This window comes from Sanguibacteroides justesenii, from assembly GCF_003204205.1.
Lineage (GTDB): Bacteria > Bacteroidota > Bacteroidia > Bacteroidales > Marinifilaceae > Gabonibacter > Gabonibacter massiliensis.
Genome location: NZ_QJPL01000026.1, coordinates 1 through 623, shown reverse-complemented (window position 1 = coordinate 623; position 623 = coordinate 1). Strand labels below are relative to the sequence as shown.

The 623-nt window shown below is 56.0% G+C and carries 1 protein-coding gene; it reads left to right on the top strand.

Going from position 1 to position 623, the window contains the following annotated elements; genetic code table 11:
• Positions 1–623 (top strand): ABC transporter ATP-binding protein (locus DMB45_RS14595; protein ID WP_110688881.1); only part of this gene is annotated, 623 nt, incomplete at both ends.

The following is a 623-nucleotide window of genomic DNA, read 5'->3' as shown; positions in this document are numbered from 1 at the left end:
GTGAGTATCCGGGAGAACCCTGTAGAGGCGAAACGGCATATCGGCTTTTTGCCGCAGACGCCGCCCTTGCACCCGGATTTGACGGTGACGGAGTACCTGGAGTATTGCGCGGGCTTGCGTCATGTCCCGGACAGCGAGATATCGACGGCCGTGAAGGCGGTTATGGGCAAGTGCGGTATCAGTCATTTCAACAAACGTTTGATCCGTAACCTCTCTGGCGGTTATCAACAGCGGGTGGGTATAGCGCAGGCGATCATCCACAACCCGGAGTTCGTGGTTTTGGACGAGCCGACGAACGGTCTGGACCCGAACCAGATCGTTGAGATCCGTCACCTGATCAAGGAGATCGCGGAGGATCGCACCGTAGTGTTGTCGACGCATATCTTGTCAGAAGTTCAGGCGACTTGCGACTACATCCGAATGATCGAGCAGGGGAACCTTGTTTTCGCCGGAACGGTGGACGAGTTCGATAATTACATCATCCCGAACACGTTGGTAGTGACGCTGGTTGCCGCCCCGCCGGTAGAGGAGTTGCGTTCTATTCCTGGCGTGAGTGGAGCGGAAGAGCTGGGCGGGATGAAGTATCGTCTTCAATACACGGATTTCCAGGAGGTTACTGAGCG